Here is a 16,331-nt window from a genome sequence, read left to right on the forward strand (position 1 = left end):
TTCGTTTTAGTATCTACATTAAGTATAGAAGAGGTGAAGAATCTGACAAATCGTTTTAGCTTACAATAACCTTACAGTTTTGTAAGGTATGAATATGTAAATGTAAGGTAGAGGTTGTCCTAGTGTAAGCAAATGAATTGACTCGTCGTTTCTTTCTTACAATAATATTGTATGGAGGAAAGGAGGAAGGAAGATGGAAGCTTATTTTAGTGCACACCCATTAAAACCATTTATTCCATACTCAAGGCAACATGCCCTTATATTATTTATTATGTTGGTGGGGATATTTTTTCTGTATCAATACCAAGATGTATTACGTCAAAGTGAGTGGAATATAACGGTTCGATATGCAATTGCATTTTTATTTATAGGTAGTGAAATTGGGCTTCATATGTGGGAGTGGAAAGCGGGGATTTTTGAGCTAGCTACTTCATTACCGTTTGAATTATGTACGATTAGTTTATTATTAGCGTCGATTATGATCGTAACGAAAAGTTACCGCATATATGAGATTGTATTTTTCACGGGAATTATTGGTGCATCACAAGCTATTTTAACGCCAAACTTGCAGTATGCTTTTCCGCATTTTCGTTTCATTGAATATTTTATCGCGCATATATTGCTCATTTGGGCACCACTCTTTATGACTTGGGTGGAAGGCTATAGACCGACCTTGCAATCTATTAAGCGTACGATGATATTTTTAAACATATTGATTCCGCTTGTTTCGTTTGTGAATTATAAAACAGGCGGTAATTATATGTTTTTAGCTCATAAGCCAGAAACAGCTTCACTACTCGATATGTTAGGACCGCATCCTTACTATATTATTTCATTAGAACTCGCAGCACTTATTGGGTGTTTTATTTTGTATATGGCGTTTGCAAAAAGAGAAAGGCATGCGCATAAAGAATCACTAGGATCATAACCTAGTGATTTTTTATGTTTGAATATTTACAATTCAGAAAATTAAGAATAAAATTAGAGAGTAAAATATAAAGAGAGAGAAGGGAAAACGTGGTCAAAAAAGTTTTTCTGAATGGGATGGAAGTGACAATTCAATTTATTATTTCGATTTTGGGGATTATTATGTTAGGGGCTCTGCCGAAATTGTTTTATGGATTTAAGCTGGATGTATCAAAGTACATACAGAGTTTAAAAGAAGTGTTTGTGAACTTAATGGATATTTCCAATTTGCAATATGTGAAAGGTAAATTTTTATTTCCGCAGCTGTTCGTCCATTATAAAGAAACGATTATTATTTTTTTAGCTGCTTTTTTTATTTCATTATTTGTAGCATTTTGTATTGTTTATGTAATTATGAGTAGTTCACCGCGTATACAACATCGAATTAAATCATTTCTTATCTTCCTAGAATCTATTCCAGATATCCTTCTTATTTTAGTATCACAAATTTTAGTTATATGGTTTTTTAAACAAACAGGTTTTTTACCTTTTCAAATTGCTTCAATTGGAGGCGAGTCAATTAGAGGATTGCCGATACTTTGTTTGAGCATCCCGACTACGATTATGTTTGTAAAAATGGTCGTGCTTCGTTTTGAAAATGAACTAGAAAAAGATTATGTACTATTTGCTAAGGCGAAAGGGCTGGGGCGCTTTCATATTTTAAATCGTCATATTTTACGAAATGTGTTGCTTAGTACATTATTCTTTGCGAAAACGAATATCTTTTTTATGTTATCTAATTTATATATTATAGAATGGATTTTTAATACGGGTGGTATTTTTATGTTTTTGAAATCGTATTTTGGTATTAGAGTTGAGGTTTTCATCGTTAGTGTGCTTCTTATATATATTCCGATTTTTATTTTATTTAAATTGTTTCATTATCTCATTCCGGCTGCGATGAAGGAGAGATTATAATATGTGGACGTATATAAAACGTGATAAAAGATTTTGGATAAGCATTGGGTTTCTTCTCCTATTAGTTCTTTTGAGCATCGGAAATACGTTATGGAATGATGGACATATTAGACAAGTTACATTGCAATATGATGCGGATGAAAATCCACACGTGCCACCGTTTCCACCTTCATTACAATTTTTACTCGGGACAGACCGGAAAGGGTATGACCTGTTACATTTAGTCATTGAGGGCGCGAAGTGGACGATTGGTATATCTATTTTAATTGCGGCACTTAGAATGGTAATAGGTGTGTTTTTCGGTGTCGTACTCGGAACGTATATAAAAAGAGGATTTTCAAAAATTGAGGCTTTCTTTGATAGTTTTACAGTTATTCCGACAGTTATGATTGCGTATTTTTTTCTTCAATCTGCAAATGCATTTGGAAGCGGAGAGGAGACAACAACCTTTTTTGAAAGGGCTTCGTTTCAAGTGGTATTACTTGTAATGCTTGTAATGCCAGTTATTGCACTGTATGTTGCGAAGGAAGTTCGTAAATTGCGAACGGAGGAATTTGTTGATGCCGCACGCATATTAGGTGGATCGAGAAGACATATTGTTATAAAGCATCTTTTCCCGCACCTTTATATGACGTTTATACTTGTATTTTTTCAGCAGTTTACGCAGACTCTTACTATTTTACTGCACTTAGGGTTACTAGAAATATTCTTTGGCGGAACGGTTAAGTTTTTAGGACCGATAGAAGAAATAGAATCTTACACACATGAATGGTCAGGGCTAATTGGAGTCTATTTTAGATCTTTAACAGTGCATCCATGGATTCCTCTCGTCCCAATTACATTTTTTGGACTTACTATTTTTTCAGGAAATATGATTGTAAAAAGTATCGAAGAGGCGATGATGAAAGTAAGGTTAGGAGGAGAGATAAAGAAGGAAGTTGTAGAAGAGGAACAATCTGCTGTACAGTCAAAGGAAGAGTTGTTTACGTTTAAACATACGATGTGAAGAGAAAAAGAAGCAAGCATGGATTTCATGCTTGCTTCTTTTTACTTTGCAGAAACTTCACCTTCAGCTTCTGTTTGCGGAATAAAGTATCCGATTATACCACCGATTATTGCTGGAACGATCCAGCCGATTCCTAAGTTATAAAAAGGAATTGTGTGTACGATATTAGCGATAAAACTTGGTATCATTCCCACATTATCAAGTGCATGAATACAGCTAATAATGAATGCTGCGATCATTGCTCCGATGTAGACAGAAGGTTTACGTTTCGTATATTTATCTATAAATGATACGAAAATTAAAATAATTGTAATTGGGTACAAAATAATTAATACAGGTAGTGTGATTTTAATTAATAAGCTTAATCCTAAGTTTGAAATAACGAAACTAAAGATACAAACGTATAGTACGAGCTTTTTGTAAGAAACATTTGTTAATACTGTTGCGAAATAGTTGGCGAATGCACTTACAACACCAATTGCTGTTGTTAAACAAGCGAAGATAATGGCGATACTTAATAAAATATTACCGCTTGTCCCAAAGAATTGGTACATAACAGTTGCTAATAGTTGACCACCGTTCTCGAATTGTCCCAAGTTTCCGTTTGAAGCTCCGATATAACCGAGTAAGAAGTAAACAATTGTTAAGAATAGAGCAGCGATACTTCCGCAAATGATTGTATATTTCGCGATAGATTTCTTCTCTTGTATACCGTTTTGACGAATTGCATTTACAACAATTGTTGATAGTACGAGAGCGCCAATTGCATCTAACGTTAAAAATCCTTCAAGAAATCCTTTGAAAAACGGGATGTCTTTATAGTCACCGATAGGCTCTGCAAACGTTCCTGGTGAAAGAATCGCTTTTGTTGCCATAATTGCAATAATTACAAGTAAAATTGGCGTTAATATTTTACCGATATGATCTACTAGCTTGGATGGATTTAATGATAAGAAGTAAACGACTGTAAAGAAAATCGCACTAAAAACTAACATAGAATACCATTGATCTGGGAAAAGTGGTGCAATCCCAATTTCATAAGATACAGATCCAGTTCGTGGAATAACAAATAGTGGGCCGATTGAAAGATAAATAATGATAGCGAATACTGCTGCGAATTTTGGATGAACACGGCTCGCTAAAGTGTTAAAACTACCACCAGCAAGGGCAACAGCAACGATAGCAAGTAAAGATAAACCGACGTCTGTAATAATAAACCCTGTAATGGAAACCCACATATTTTCTCCGGAAGAAAGACCAAGAAGGGGCGGGAAAATCATATTACCAGCACCGAAGAAAACTGCGAATAGTAATAAACTAATCGAAAGTATTTGCGCTGGTTTCAAAGTTGTACGCATATAAAGAAAATCCTCCTAATGAGTATTTTTGTCGAAAATTCAAATAATTTGTCGAGTAACTGTTATTATTTTAAAGGTCTGATGACTAGAAAGCAATAGGGAATTTTGAAAAAATTAAAAAATAATGCATTAAATCGAATAAATATACTATTTGTATGTTTAATAGGGAGGATTTAACTTTTAACGTAAAAAAACACATATCGCTAGGATATGTGTATTAAAAATATATTTTTCTATCGCGTTCTTCTTTTAAAATTTCAACGGCTTCTCGGAAGCGTTGTGAATGGACAATTTCTCGTTCGCGTAAAAAGCGTAGGCTGTCATTTATGTCGGGATCGTCAGATTGGTTGATAAGCCATTGATATGTGGCACGCGCTTTTTCTTCAGCCGCAATATCTTCGTATAGGTCGGCAATTGGATCACCTTTAGCTTGTATATAGGTTGCAGTAAATGGAACACCAGCTGCGTTATGGTAATGAAGTGCGCTGTCATGATCGACGTAATGAGGGTCGAGACCAGCTGCCTTCATCTGTTCAGGAGTCGCATCTTTTGTCAGCTTATAAACCATCGTAGCAATCATTTCAAGATGCGCAAATTCTTCTGTACCAATATCGGTAAGGAGGCCAATGACTTTATCCGGAATTGTATAACGCTGATTTAAGTAACGTAGTGCAGCAGCTAATTCTCCATCTGCACCACCGTATTGCTCAATTAATAATTTTGCAAGTGCTGGATTACAAGTTCCTACTTTAACAGGGTATTGTAATTTTTTTTCATAAATCCACATAGTTTCTCTCCTTTATATTTGCCATGGCCAAGGACCTTTACTCCATTCCCAAGGGGCATTAGAATAACTGTTCCCAAACTGTTGGAGTGGTCCGTATTTTTCTTCCATCTTTTGTTTTAATACTCTTCGTTTATAGGAGAAATCATTAAATTGATTAATAGCAGCGGTGTCATCTGGATGTGTATCTAAATAAAGAGTGAGTTCAACTAGTACAAAGTCTAGTTCTTGAAGCTCCAGTAACAGCTGATAATATTCTTCTGGTAGCGATTGAGTCACGTCAGTAGTCACCGCCCTTTTTTATAAGGATTTTCATAATAGTCATAAAAAACTGGCCATAAAGTCCCTTTTTGTAGCGCTTCTTTTGGTGTGAATTGTGGTAAGTTTGGCGGTTGAAAACCTAAAAATAAATTAGGAGGAGTAGAATAATATTTCTTTCCAATAGGAGGACAAGGATCGAGAGGACTATGATAGGGCACGAATGATCGCATATATTTATTCATGGATAAACCTCCTTAAATGTTCATTACTACGTATTGTATTCAGACATAATAGGCCTTTATGACACATATAAAAAAGTAATAGGTACGGGGGGAATGAATGTGGAGAATGTGAAACAATTCATTGTATTGGAAGTGAAAAACTTAAAGGAAACTTTGTATTTTTATGAAGGGATTTTAGGAATCAAGCCTAGTTTAGAAAGACCCCAATTAGATGTAACAGGGGTTTGGTATGATGCTGATTCAATGAGAGTTAGTTTTGTAATGAATCGTAGTTTGGGTCGGCGTGAGAAGAGTGTTACGGATTCGGTTGATGTACTAATGTTTTCAATTTCTAACATAGAGAGCTTAAAGAAGAGGTTAGTGTTTTATAAAATTGCATATACAGAAAACAAAAGTGAGAAGAGTATTGTAGTACAAGACCCAGATGGATATAAAATTCAAGTGATAGAGAAGGACGAATAAACGGAGGGGATTTAGTGGAGAGGAATTATGAAGAAAGTGCATTGTTTGAGCATCAATTTTGGCTAAAGGTGCTTACTGATCATTCGCAATTTTTACTTGATGCATTAGCTCCGAAGGAAAAAGAGGATATAAAAAAGGCCACTTATTTTGTTGAAACATTTACGAATCTGTTAAATAAAGTTCGTAATGTGAATCTCATTGCGTTTTCAAAAGAGGCAGAACGAGCCGCGAAGGAAATACGAACGTTTAAATTAAGTATTATACAGAAACAACTCGAGGGAAAAATCACTATTCATTTTACGCCAACTTTCATCAATCATATGGTAAACGAAGTAGAAGAGTATATAACAGTGTTAGAATTTTTAACGAAAGGAGAAGTTCCGCCTGTTTTTCATGAATTACATTATCATCTCGTTTGGTTAACGGATGCGGCTGGCCATGCAGGGTCTATTTCTGGTGGATTAGATCTTGTTGAAAAAAGATTAAAAGAGAAAAGCGAAGAATTTACGAAGCACTTTGAACAATTTTACTTAAAGGCAGTTGAAATGACGGGGTATTTACGGACAGAGCTTCATCATTTTCCTGCATTAAAGAAGTTTACAAAAGATGTTTCACTTGAGTTAAAATTATTTTCGCATTTTCTCCATGAGGTTGAAGAGCTGGAGTTATCGAATGAAATATTAAGTGCATTATCTGCTAGAATGGCGGATCATATGGCAAGAGAAGAATGTTATTACTTATTAAAATTAGCACAATCGTCTGGACTTGAGATGCCAAAATGTAATCCGCTTTAAAGAAAAAAGAGGTCAATCTTATTTGGCCTCTTTTTCTGTTTTATTGTCTCTTTTTATTTTTGCTTGTTCAATACTTGCCTGTAATGTCTCCATAATATTGATGATGTTTGGAGTTGGAGAGATTGTTTCGGTTTTTTCCTGTTGTTCAATTTTGTTTTCGATTAGTTCGGTAAGGGCTTCTTTATATTCATCTGTATACATCTCTTGTTCAAAAGGATTTGTAAGATGGTGGATTAAATTGATTGCTGCTGTGAGTTCTTGTTTTTGAATCGGATAATTTTCGTTACTTGGTAAGTTAGGTGTATTTGTTATATCGCGAATTTCATTAGGGTAGTGAACAGTTTGTAATATAAGCCCATCTTCAAAGTTACGGATAATAGCTAAATGTTGTTTTTTTCTAATGGAAATATGGATAAGACCAAGTTTATTCGTACGTTCAAGTGCTTCTTTTAATAATAAATATGATTTTTCATGTCCTGAGGTAGGGCCTATAAAATAAGAACGATCGTAGAGAACAGAATCAATTTCGTTATTTTGGATAAAAGATATAATACGAATAGATCTTGGTTCGTGAGCTTTTTGCAACTCAGCTAATTCTTTTTCATCCATAATAATGTACTTATGAGGTGCGTATTCATAGGCTTTTACAATATCTTTATCATCAATTTCTTCATCCGTACAATCAGGAGCAAATTTTTTATATTTAATAGGTGTTAAGCATTCTTTATGAAGACTTAAAAATTTTATATCGTTTTCTTCTACGGCACTGTATAGTTTGATTCCTATATTTAATAGTCCAAGTGAAAGGGCACCTTTCCATACGGTATGCAAATGAAGCCTCTCCTTTCATTCAAAAATGATTATGTATATTATGAGATAGTAAGAAATTTCCTATACGTTTTTTGTTTTTACGGAATGTTAAGCAGGAGGATGTGGGATATAAAATATATTGACAAGCCCTCCAAAATATTTTAATGTGATTGTATAAAATTGTGTATATAAAGGGGAGTAACTTATTACAGTAAAGTCGTCATTACAGGGAGAAACCCTCGGCTTTATTGGCAACGTTTCGTTGTTAGTGAGACCTTTACCAGCAATGGTAAAGGCCCCTTATTGTCTTTTTTAGGACCCTTACCATGTTTGGTAGGGGCCTTTTTGTATACAAAGAGAGGAGATATAAAAATGAAAAAACTTATTAGTAGATTAAGAGTTGTATTTCATGTTCGCCGATTTGTTCCATTCCTATTTGACTTTTTCACTTCAAAAGAGGTTTCAATAAAGAAGAAAATTTTATCTATTGCGTTTTTAGTTGGTTATGTTGCGATGCCGCTCGATTTAATTCCAGACTTCTTACCGTTTATCGGTATTTTAGATGATATTGGAATTGTATTATTTATTTTGAACCGAATTGTAAAAATGGCGCCAGTTCAATTACAAGAAAAGCATAACGTAGACGTAGGATAGGAGTTAAAATATGGAGCAAATGATTTTAGATATAATCGAGTTTTTAAAGCAATTTTCTTATTTTGGAGTTGTGTTAGCATTAACGTTTGAATTTATTCCAGCAGAAGTAGTTTTGCCCATGGTTGGTTATTGGGTGTACGAGGGAGATATGAATTTTTGGCTTGCTGTATTAGCCGGAACCCTCGGCGGAACGACAGGACCTTTAACGTTATATGCACTCGGTTATTACGGTGGTCGTCCTCTATTAATAAAATACGGGAAATACTTCTTCATTAAAGAAGAACAAATTCAAAAAGCAGATGATTTCTTTGAGAAATATGGACCGGTTGTAGCATTTGTTGGACGCTTTGTGCCAGGAGTTCGAACGCTTATTTCTGTTCCATGTGGTATGGCGAAAATGAACATATGGAAATTTAGCATATATACATTTGTAGCAATGTTCCCGTTAACGACTTTGTATGTTTATTTTGGAATGAAATTAGGTCCACATTGGGAAAAGGCAGCGGACGTTGTTGGACAATATATGCTACCAATATTAGGAGGCGTTATTCTTATCGTTGCTAGTATCTTTGTCTATAAATATATGAAGAAAAGAAATAAAACGGAATCTATTTAGTCATTTGAATATTTTTTGAAAATAGATGAATAGTACAGGCAAAAGACTCTGAGGGACATACACATATAGGGAATATAAAAGAGAGAGGGGAAACAACTATGTCTTGTGAGTGCTCAGGGTCAGCATTAACTTGTTGTCCAGATAAAAATTATGTGCAAGATAAAGTGTGTAGTCCGTGGTCTGCTACTGTAGTTGCAACAGCAATTGATAATGTTCTCTATACAAATAATATTAACCAAAACGTAATTGGTACTGGCTTTGTTAAATATGATGTTGGACCAGGCCCAATTACTGTAGAGGTACTTGATTCTGCTGGGGGTACAATTGATACACAAACATTAAACCCAGGAACGAGTATTGCTTTTACGTATCGCCGCTTTGATAGTATACAAGTTGTGTTACCTGCAACACCTGCTGGAACGTATCAGGGAGAATTTTGTATTACAACACGTTATCCACTTTCATAGCAGAATAGGAGAGGATCGAAATGGGAATGAGAAGTTCCAGTTTGTCTTGTTGTTCTAATAAAACACTTGTGCAAGACCAAGTATGTACAGACTGGTCTATTACAGGTGCTGGTACTCAAATTGTATATACAAATAATATCACGCAAGAAGTATATGGTTCAGGTTACGTGAAGTATGATGTAGGTGCCAACCCGATTACAGTTGATTTTTTAGTAGGTGCAACAGTGGTTGATACAATTACTGTACAACCACAAAGTAGTGGTACTTTCACTGTCCGATATTTTACTACTGTCCGAATTACTACGACAGGAACGACTGTTAATCAAGGAGAGTTTTGTATTACAGTACGTTATCCAATCTCATAAAAAGCATACCGTGAACGGTATGCTTTTTATATTAAGGAAATAATGAAATTGGTATTCTATAAGCAACATGTAAATTCGCAACAGTACTTGCCTTCTAAATATAGTGAAGGATTACTTGTTATATTGATAATATTGATCGACTGTAGGTCTTTTCCTGTGTACGATATTGTATTACCAGGAAACACAGTGAAAATATTGGTTACTGTTCCAACGATTTGAATTGTAATTGCTTCGTTGCTGCTAGTACTATTGTAAACCGAGACAGTACCTGATATAAGTAGTATCCCATCACTTTGCCATAGTATCATTGATTGTGATGCATCTTTGGCAGAGGAGATGGTGTTATTAGTTATGAGGAAATTCCCTGCAAATTCATTTGTTACTCGCTCGCAATTTGGATTTGGAGGAGGGGGCGATGGACAAGGGTCTGGACAAATAATAGATAAAGGAGCGAAACAGCCGCTATTTTTTTATTCTTCAATACAACCCCTCCTTTTAAGTTGTCTTTTATTACTATTAAATGTAAAAGCATGGCCGATGTGTTAAAAAAAGAAGGAAATATTAAAAATTAAGATTGTCTAATAGGCTTAAACCTTAACTCATCATTAGTGTTATAGAAAAGATTATATGTGAATAGTCATAGGAAAAGAATGATCAGACTCTTTTAGACAAAAGGTGGTTGTATACAATAGTACGAGTAATGTTGGACTTAATTTCTAATTAACTGTATATTTACAAAAATCTAATAAAGTTCATTTGTTATTTAAACGACATTAACATGTATTAGATAAAATAGCCCTTGTAATGAATCAATTATTATGAGGAGGATTCACGTGGACAGAAATGCTTTAAGAAAAGTAAAAGGCCTTATTGGATTATTAATGGTTTTTGTATTAGCATTCGTATCATTTCCGTGGAGTACATCAGTCAAGGCGGAAGAGAAAAAGCAAGAAAGGGCATCAAGTGAGAAGAAGATAGTTTTTCCAGTTGTAAGTGATGTGCATATTAAAAACAGTGGAACAGATGATACATTTCGCTGGAAAAGAGCGATTGAACAATTTAATACACTAGCACCAAAGCAAGATGCATTTGTTATTGTAGGTGATTTCACGGATACAGGGTCAGTGCAGCAATATGATCGTTTCATGCAAGTGTATAATGAAAATGCAAATAAAGATGCCGTGAGAATGAATTCTCTTGGTAACCATGATTATTGGAACGGTTTATCTGTAGAGGGCGCACAGAAGCGTTTCTTAGAAAAAACAGGTATGGAATCAATTTATTATCATAAAGTGGTAAAAGGTTATCACTTCCTTGTTATGTCTCCCGAGAATGGAACAACTCATGGCTATTATTCGGACAAGCAAATTAATTGGTTAAAAGAAGAAATGGTAAAAGCACAAAAAGATGATCCAGAAAAACCGATTTTTGTATTTTTACATCAGCACATTAAAGATACAGTATACGGTAGCCAAGAATGGGGAACGCAAGATAGCGCAAAAATTAATGCAGTATTAAAAGAATACCCACAAGTTATTACGTTTTCAGGTCATTCACATTATCCGTTAGATGATCCGAGATCGATACATCAAAAAGACTTTACATCAGTTGGTACATCTTCAGTAAGTTATATGGAAGTTGAAGGTGGTAAAGTACAAGGGAATATCCCGCCAGGAGCTAGTACGTTAAGCCAAGGTTTATTAGTAGAAGTAGATGAAGAAGAAGTGAAGATTAATCGCCGTGATTTCCATACAAATTCTTGGACAGGCGAGCCTTGGAAAATTAAATTACCAGCAAAGAAAGAAACATTTACACATGTAGAAGATCGTGATAAAGAAAAGCCTTACTTTGCTAAGGATGCAAAGCTTGCTGTATCAAATGTAACAGCAAATGCAGCAACAGTAACATTCCCACAAGCGTTGGACAACCTTCTTGTTCATTCTTACCGTGTACAAGCTAGAGATAAGCAAACGGGAGAAATAAAGAATAAATTGTTAGCATTCTCAGAGTTTTATCGTGATCCAGTGCCGAAAGATCTTACGTTTACGCTTGCAGGGTTAGATGGCGGGAAAACATATACACTTGAAGTCGTTGCAATTGATTCGTTTGGTAATGAAAGTGCGCAACCGTTAACGGCAGAAATTACTACGAAAAAAGATGATATTGATCCGAATGTAAAAGTGCCAAAGGCTGATGTTTTTGATGTGAATTTTGCAGATGGTACATTTAAAGACAATTCACCATTTGGAACAAAAGGTGATGTGAAGGGCAATGTGACTATTGAATATGATAAAGCATTGAAAAAGAATGTTATGAAGTTAAACGGACAATCTAATACATTTGGATACCTTCCATTTTCAGCAGCACAAAAAGAGAAAGTAGCAAATACATTTACGTTAGAAACGGTATTTTCAATGAATCAAATCCGTGGACAAGGTATTTTGCAAAATACAGAGAGCGGTGGAATTGGATTTGAGTCTACAGGAAGCGGCTATGTTGAATTATGGGCTCACATTGGCGGCAGTTATAAACGTGTTGGAGTTCAATTAGAAGCAAACAAAACATATCACTTAACAGGAACGTATAACGGAAGTGAAGTAGCTATTTATGTCGATGGTAAAAAAGTAAATAGCCAACCAGCTACAGGAAAAGTGTATCATCCAAATGTACCATTTGCACTTGGAGCTGATCCTGATAGTAACGGCAATGGTGGTATTCCGTTAAACGGTAAAATCGCGCTTGCGAAATTATATAGTAAAGCGTTAAGTTCTTCAGAAGTATTAGCAGCGTACAATGAGTTTTCTAACCGTACGAAGTTAGAGCAAGTAAATGCGTTATTTGAAGAACTTGGAAAAGTAAAAGAAGTGTTAGCTGGTACGTATGAGTTTGGTGATAAGCCAGGTCAATATTCAAAGGAAGCATTTCAAGAACTAGAGAAAAGCTATAATAATGCAAAACAAGTGTTTGAAAATATAGGGAGTACGGGAGAGCAAATCGTTCAAACATATAACGAATTAAAAACAGCTAATGTAACATTTGTACAATCTAAAGTAGTAGAACAACCGAAAACACCGAAAGAAAAATTACAAATCAATATTGAATCTGCAAAAGTAGTAGTGAAAAAAGCGCAAGATGCAAATGTAACGGACGGTTCAGTGAAAGCACTGAGTCAAAAAATTACAGTGGCCGAAGCTGTAGTGAAAGATGTAAAAGTAAAAGATGCACAGGTAGAAACGATGAATCGTACATTAGAGTATACGATTTCACTTGTTGAAAAAAGCATAAACAAATAAGAGAGAAGAAAAGAAGCTTATCATGATAGGCTTCTTTTTTGTTATACTAAAATTAGTATAGAATGAAGGAGCGAATAATTTGGAACAGAAAAAGCTAAAAAGAATTCTTGAATATGTATGGATCGCGGTTGTGCTCCTTGTAGGATATTATTTCTTAAAAGAAAAAAGTATATGGGTTTTATTTTTAATGACGTTTTTATTAGCGGGTTTAGGCACGTTATTTATTAATTTCTTCTTTGATAGTTTAAATGCATGGAAGAAGAAAAAGAAGGGAACGAAGTAAAGGAGGGAATATATGCAAAAGTGGAAGCTCATATATCAGGTGATTATTTTCCTATTACTTGTAGGTATTGGAATTGTTAAATACGCAACGCCAATAGGAAATTGGGCATGGTTTACAGCTTGCATCGGCATATTTTTCATTTTACAGTCGTTAACGAAAAAATATAATAGTACAGAAAAATAGCTCGCCGCTAAAACGGCGAGCTATTTTGTTATGCTTTTTTCTTTTCATCATTCGTTTTTTCGGTAGCTAAATGACTATGTTTCCTAGAGTAGAAGAAATAGAAGCATAAGCCGACTATAAGCCAAACTGCAAAGCTAATCCATGTTGTTTTAGACAAATTGATCATTAAATATAAGCAGCAAAGAATCGCGACAACTGGTAGTACAGGTACGAAAGGTGTGCGGAATCCGCGTTTTAAGTTAGGGTGTGTTTTTCGTAAAATAAGTACTGCGCAGCAAACGAATGTAAAGGCTGTTAATGTACCGATGTTTACTAAATTCGCTAGCAAATGTAAATCTAAAAGTCCTGCTAATAAAGCAGCAACAACGCCAGTAATCCACGTATTTAATAAAGGGATTTTTACTCTTTTATTTACACGTGCTAACGCTTTTGGAAGTAGACCGTCACGGCTCATCGCATACGAAACGCGAACTTGTCCATACATAACGACTAAGAGAACGGTTGTCATTCCAGTCATCGCTCCGACAGCGAGTAGTCCTGCAATTGTATCCTCACCAACGAAATGCAATGCAAATGCAACTGGATCAGAAACGTCTAATTGCGTATAAGGAACCATACCTGTTAAAACGAAAGATACAATCATATATAAAACAGTACAAATAAGAAGAGAACCGATAATACCAATTGGTAAGTCACGCTGCGGTTTTTTCGTTTCTTCTGCAGCGGTTGCGATTGCATCAAAACCTAAAAAGGCGAAGAACACAGTGGCAGCCCCAGTAATAATACCGTCGTATCCGAATGGGATGAACGGTGTCCAATTTTCAGGTTTTACATATTTTGCACCTGCTACGATAAAGGCGATAATAACGGCTAACTTAATAAGAACCATAATATTATTAATGCGTGCACTTTCACGTATACCAAAACTTAAAAGGCCAGTAATAAGAAGTAAAATACAGACAGCAGGTAAATCGATGAGACCACCTTTTCCTACGCCGGGGGCCGAGGCGATTATGGCGGGCAGGTGTATATTGAACCCTTGTAGTAATGATTGCAAATAACCAGACCAACCGACAGCTACTGCTGCAACGGCAAGTAAATATTCGAGCATTAAACACCATCCGACGATGAAGGCGACGACTTCTCCGACTGTCATGTATGCGTAAGTATACACACTTCCTGAGACAGGAATAGAAGAAGCAAATTCAGCGTAACAAAAGGCTACACAAGCACAAGTAAATGCAGCAATAAGGAATGATAGCATAATACCAGGACCAGAATGTTTTGCTGCAACAATACCTGTTAATACAAAGATCCCTGTCCCAATTACGGCGCCGATTCCTAAAAATGTTAAATCGAGTGCAGTTAATGTTCTAGCTAGCTGCTTTGGTGATTCAGTACTAAGCGCTTTTTTTCGTAATAATGACTTCACTTTGGACTCTCCCCCCGTTTTTTCATTTCCATAACTGCGACTATAGTATGAGCCCATTAAAAAAGAGTAAGTAAGGAAGTGGAGGTGCAGTTATGGTATGTAGTTTTTTAAAATTGCTGGATTAATCTTAATATAATTCAGAATATTTTGTCAAATAAAAATATGACAAATAAAATGCGGATCAATAGGGGAAACTACTTGCAGAAATGGACGGGGTTTAACGACCCACTGATTAAAGTTAAAGTAGGAGCAGATGCTATGTTATTTTATTTTGAACTTGTCGTCATTTTACTTTGTACGAAATTAGCTGGTGACATTAGTGTAAGACTTGGTCAGCCTTCTGTACTTGGTAAGTTAATTGTCGGTATTATTATCGGTCCGGCTGTACTCGGTATTATTAATAGTTCTGAACTGATTGATGAACTGAGTGAGATTGGTGTTTTGCTACTTATGTTTATGGCGGGACTTGAAACAGATTTAGAAGAGTTAAATCGGAATTTGAAATCGTCATTTGCAGTAGCGGCTGGTGGAATTATTTTTCCTTTCATCGGTGGTTATGTAACAGGGTTACTGTTTGGATTAATACACTCCCATGCCATTTTTTTAGGGTTATTACTTTGCGCAACATCGGTTAGTATTACGGTGCAGACGCTACGTGATCTAGGAAAAATGAATACGAGAGAAAGTACAACAATTTTAGGTGCTGCCGTATTTGATGATGTCATTGTCGTTATTTTATTGGCATTTGTAATGAGTTTTTTAGGAACACAAGATGTGAATATAACACTTGTCATTGTAAAGAAAATTATTTTCTTTGTAAGTATTGTTTTTATTGCTTGGAAAGTCGTTCCTTGGATTATGAAAATGCTTGTCCCGCTTCGTGTAACAGAAGCGTTAATTAGCGCGGCTCTTATTATTTGTTTCTCTTTTTCTTATTACAGTGAAATGATGGGAATTGCAGGCATTATTGGAGCATTTGCAGCAGGAATTGCTATTTCTCAAACAGAGTATAAGCATGAAGTGGAACATAAAATTGAACCGATTGCTTATGCAATATTTGTTCCAGTATTCTTCGTAAGTATCGGAATGGAAATTACATTTCAAGGCATTGGAAGTCAGCTTTGGTTCATTATTATTATGACTCTCGTTGCGATTTTCACAAAGTTAATCGGATCCGGCTTAGGCGCAAGACTGACAGGATTTAATCGCCAATCTTCTATTAGTATTGGTGCGGGGATGGTATCACGTGGTGAAGTAGCGCTTATCATCGCAGCAAATGGACTTACGGCGAATTTATTAGCGAAAGAAAATTTCACAGCGATTGTTATTGTTGTTATATTGACGACGATTATTACACCGCCACTTTTGAAGAAATATTTTGTATAGACAGGAAGGGCTTATCTGATGTAGGTAAGCTCTTTTTTTATTCCCAAAAGC

General features: G+C 35.4%; 21 protein-coding genes. 14 read left to right on the forward strand and 7 right to left on the reverse strand.

Features of this window, described 5'->3' with window-relative positions:
* Positions 1-193 precede the first annotated feature (193 nt).
* From GBN91_RS20670 to GBN91_RS20680, 3 genes are all read left to right on the forward strand, one after another.
* Entirely contained in the window at positions 194-928 is a 735-nt protein-coding gene (locus GBN91_RS20670; RefSeq protein WP_000388697.1) for a YwaF family protein, read from the forward strand.
* Positions 929-1,017: 89 nt separating this feature from the next.
* Positions 1,018-1,884, forward strand: a complete 867-nt coding sequence (locus tag GBN91_RS20675; RefSeq protein ID WP_000239670.1) for an ABC transporter permease subunit — start codon at positions 1,018-1,020, stop codon at positions 1,882-1,884.
* Between the two features lies 1 nt (position 1,885).
* Positions 1,886-2,890 (forward strand): ABC transporter permease, encoded by a 1,005-nt coding sequence (locus tag GBN91_RS20680; RefSeq protein WP_152122143.1) that lies wholly within the window; start codon positions 1,886-1,888, stop codon positions 2,888-2,890.
* Positions 2,891-2,931: 41 nt separating this feature from the next.
* Here the strand turns inward: GBN91_RS20680 and brnQ2 are convergent, their stop codons facing one another.
* From brnQ2 to GBN91_RS20700, 4 genes are all read right to left on the reverse strand, one after another.
* Positions 2,932-4,248 carry a branched-chain amino acid transport system II carrier protein BrnQ2 gene (gene brnQ2, locus GBN91_RS20685; RefSeq protein ID WP_152122145.1) on the reverse strand — a complete coding sequence of 439 codons (1,317 nt, stop codon included), beginning with the start codon at positions 4,246-4,248 and terminating at the stop codon, positions 2,932-2,934.
* A 217-nt stretch (positions 4,249-4,465) separates the two neighbouring features.
* Positions 4,466-5,035: a spore coat protein CotJC gene (cotJC, locus tag GBN91_RS20690; protein WP_000265278.1), complete on the reverse strand. Its 570-nt coding sequence runs from the start codon at positions 5,033-5,035 to the stop codon at positions 4,466-4,468.
* Positions 5,036-5,047: 12 nt separating this feature from the next.
* On the reverse strand, positions 5,048-5,311 hold the full coding sequence (locus GBN91_RS20695; protein WP_000194492.1) for a spore coat protein CotJB: 264 nt from the start codon (positions 5,309-5,311) through the stop codon (positions 5,048-5,050).
* Between the two features lie 8 nt (positions 5,312-5,319).
* The gene (locus GBN91_RS20700) at positions 5,320-5,535 is read right to left on the reverse strand and encodes a spore coat associated protein CotJA (RefSeq protein WP_001046257.1); all 216 of its coding nucleotides are present in this window, start codon (positions 5,533-5,535) and stop codon (positions 5,320-5,322) included.
* Positions 5,536-5,568: 33 nt separating this feature from the next.
* Between GBN91_RS20700 and GBN91_RS20705 the strand changes: the two genes are divergently transcribed.
* Together GBN91_RS20705 and GBN91_RS20710 are read left to right on the forward strand one after the other, a co-directional pair.
* The gene (locus tag GBN91_RS20705; RefSeq protein WP_193222122.1) at positions 5,569-5,997 is read left to right on the forward strand and encodes a VOC family protein; all 429 of its coding nucleotides are present in this window, start codon (positions 5,569-5,571) and stop codon (positions 5,995-5,997) included.
* Between the two features lie 14 nt (positions 5,998-6,011).
* Positions 6,012-6,791: a DUF2935 domain-containing protein gene (locus GBN91_RS20710; RefSeq protein WP_016121943.1), complete on the forward strand. Its 780-nt coding sequence runs from the start codon at positions 6,012-6,014 to the stop codon at positions 6,789-6,791.
* A gap of 18 nt (positions 6,792-6,809) precedes the next feature.
* On the opposite strand, the gene ku is transcribed toward GBN91_RS20710, so the two are convergent.
* Positions 6,810-7,622 carry a non-homologous end joining protein Ku gene (ku, locus tag GBN91_RS20715; RefSeq protein ID WP_152122149.1) on the reverse strand — a complete coding sequence of 271 codons (813 nt, stop codon included), beginning with the start codon at positions 7,620-7,622 and terminating at the stop codon, positions 6,810-6,812.
* Positions 7,623-7,973: 351 nt separating this feature from the next.
* On the opposite strand from ku, the gene GBN91_RS20720 reads away from it, so the two are divergent.
* The 4 genes from GBN91_RS20720 to GBN91_RS20735 all read left to right on the forward strand — a co-directional run bounded on the left by GBN91_RS20720 (position 7,974) and on the right by GBN91_RS20735 (position 9,703).
* On the forward strand, positions 7,974-8,255 hold the full coding sequence (locus GBN91_RS20720; protein WP_152122151.1) for a YkvA family protein: 282 nt from the start codon (positions 7,974-7,976) through the stop codon (positions 8,253-8,255).
* Between the two features lie 10 nt (positions 8,256-8,265).
* Positions 8,266-8,871 carry a DedA family protein gene (locus tag GBN91_RS20725; protein WP_000437066.1) on the forward strand — a complete coding sequence of 202 codons (606 nt, stop codon included), beginning with the start codon at positions 8,266-8,268 and terminating at the stop codon, positions 8,869-8,871.
* Positions 8,872-8,969: 98 nt separating this feature from the next.
* Positions 8,970-9,338 (forward strand): DUF3992 domain-containing protein, encoded by a 369-nt coding sequence (locus GBN91_RS20730; protein WP_001277537.1) that lies wholly within the window; start codon positions 8,970-8,972, stop codon positions 9,336-9,338.
* 20 nt (positions 9,339-9,358) lie between these two features.
* Positions 9,359-9,703 carry a DUF3992 domain-containing protein gene (locus GBN91_RS20735; RefSeq protein WP_000525819.1) on the forward strand — a complete coding sequence of 115 codons (345 nt, stop codon included), beginning with the start codon at positions 9,359-9,361 and terminating at the stop codon, positions 9,701-9,703.
* 56 nt (positions 9,704-9,759) lie between these two features.
* Here the strand turns inward: GBN91_RS20735 and GBN91_RS20740 are convergent, their stop codons facing one another.
* Positions 9,760-10,143, reverse strand: coding sequence for an S-Ena type endospore appendage (locus GBN91_RS20740; RefSeq protein WP_226800186.1), 384 nt, complete (start codon positions 10,141-10,143; stop codon positions 9,760-9,762).
* Here GBN91_RS20740 and GBN91_RS29295 point away from each other — a divergent pair.
* The 4 genes from GBN91_RS29295 (at position 10,055) to GBN91_RS28930 (ending at position 13,462) form a co-directional block, all read left to right on the forward strand.
* A complete protein-coding gene (locus tag GBN91_RS29295) occupies positions 10,055-10,249 on the forward strand; it encodes a hypothetical protein (RefSeq protein ID WP_226800174.1) in 195 nt (64 codons plus the stop codon). The genes GBN91_RS20740 and GBN91_RS29295 overlap by 89 nt on opposite strands.
* A 287-nt stretch (positions 10,250-10,536) precedes the next feature.
* Complete coding sequence (locus tag GBN91_RS20745; RefSeq protein ID WP_152122153.1) at positions 10,537-12,996, forward strand: LamG-like jellyroll fold domain-containing protein; 2,460 nt, start codon at positions 10,537-10,539, stop codon at positions 12,994-12,996.
* 79 nt (positions 12,997-13,075) lie between these two features.
* Positions 13,076-13,279 (forward strand): hypothetical protein, encoded by a 204-nt coding sequence (locus GBN91_RS20750; RefSeq protein WP_000435796.1) that lies wholly within the window; start codon positions 13,076-13,078, stop codon positions 13,277-13,279.
* A gap of 12 nt (positions 13,280-13,291) precedes the next feature.
* Positions 13,292-13,462: a hypothetical protein gene (locus GBN91_RS28930; protein WP_001174838.1), complete on the forward strand. Its 171-nt coding sequence runs from the start codon at positions 13,292-13,294 to the stop codon at positions 13,460-13,462.
* A gap of 28 nt (positions 13,463-13,490) precedes the next feature.
* Here GBN91_RS28930 and bcaP read toward each other — a convergent pair whose 3' ends face one another.
* Complete coding sequence (bcaP, locus tag GBN91_RS20755; RefSeq protein ID WP_152122155.1) at positions 13,491-14,894, reverse strand: branched-chain amino acid transporter BcaP; 1,404 nt, start codon at positions 14,892-14,894, stop codon at positions 13,491-13,493.
* A gap of 162 nt (positions 14,895-15,056) precedes the next feature.
* On the opposite strand from bcaP, the gene GBN91_RS20760 reads away from it, so the two are divergent.
* On the forward strand, positions 15,057-16,280 hold the full coding sequence (locus GBN91_RS20760; protein WP_481747376.1) for a cation:proton antiporter: 1,224 nt from the start codon (positions 15,057-15,059) through the stop codon (positions 16,278-16,280).
* Positions 16,281-16,331: the final 51 nt, after the last annotated feature.

Source organism: Bacillus sp. B1-WWTP-T-0.5-Post-4 (assembly GCF_009183795.1).
In the GTDB taxonomy this organism is placed as follows: Bacteria; Bacillota; Bacilli; order Bacillales; family Bacillaceae_G; genus Bacillus_A; species Bacillus_A cereus.